This is a genomic window from Alcanivorax quisquiliarum (genome assembly GCF_023051175.1).
GTDB classification, from domain to species: domain Bacteria; phylum Pseudomonadota; class Gammaproteobacteria; order Pseudomonadales; family Alcanivoracaceae; genus Isoalcanivorax; species Isoalcanivorax quisquiliarum.
Genome location: NZ_JALKII010000043.1, coordinates 1 through 1,029 on the forward strand (window position 1 = coordinate 1; position 1,029 = coordinate 1,029).

1 protein-coding gene is annotated in these 1,029 nt (G+C 39.7%); it reads right to left on the reverse strand.

Translation table 11 applies throughout. From position 1 onward, the window contains the following. Positions 1 to 86: 86 nt before the first annotated feature. Complete coding sequence (locus tag MU846_RS14545; RefSeq protein WP_246953998.1) at positions 87 to 857, reverse strand: bZIP transcription factor; 771 nt, start codon at positions 855 to 857, stop codon at positions 87 to 89. Positions 858 to 1,029: the final 172 nt, after the last annotated feature.

Sequence of the window (1,029 nt, forward strand, 5' to 3'; positions counted from 1 at the left end):
GGTGTAAGGAATTGTATGAAGTTTATTTTAATTAACACTTAAATAACAAAAATAACTTAAAAACTGAATGGTTTGGAGTTATTTAATTACGAAATTATTCCCTTAGCCTTGAACATATGCCTCATTAATGACTTAAGGTATTTAATCTCACTTTGTACTTCCTCTACTTCAGCTTTTAGAGACTCATTTTTCTCTTGGAGTTCTCTTTCCTCTGACAGGATGACCTCTACTTCTTGTTTTTTCTTCTGTCTATAGCGAGTTGCAGCATTTTTGTTTTGTTCTTTTTTACGGGCTTTCCTTTCTTCAACTGACGGATATGGACGTGTTCTCGATTTTGAAGAGATTGGAGCCCAATCAGGATCTTCGTAGCCTGAATCCGAAGAAGAAGTACATTCGCCACCACAAAAATTTTCAGCAACTATTTCATCTAAATCACCACCAGATTCATTACTGTTGACTGGCTGATAAGCTTGATGAGATGGAGAAGACTGTGGTGAGGGCTGCTCCTGTTGAGGTGCGGGTTGGAGATGAAGAATGGAGGGAGGATAATACACTAAAGGCTGAGGAGGAGGTGATATCTGGGGGCTATCGGGGGGTGTCAGTTGGCGGCTCAAAACATCTTCAAATTCTTGAAGCAGCTGGGAGGTCTTAGCTTCCTCTATCCAACCGTTAGTAGATGTGCTGTAGTTTTCAAAGCCATTATTATTTTCTGGCCACCCATGAAACTGTGGTTCATCTTTTATAATTAAATCAATTTCTTCCAGGAGTGTAGTATCACCATAGTTAGACCAATCATCTATCTCAAACCAATCTGGGGAGACTGGCTCCTGCTTCCATAATCCTATCTGTGTTGACATCTCCCACTTTCGTTGACTCACTACTACTTAATACATAAAAAAACGCCATTCTGGCTCCCATTATTATAACTTTTGTTTTGCACACAAGGTGCGCGGTGGCTGATGCCCTTTATTTCCCCATCTTCAACCAATATTAAACGGTAAATAATAATATGACCTGCTTCTTAGTGAC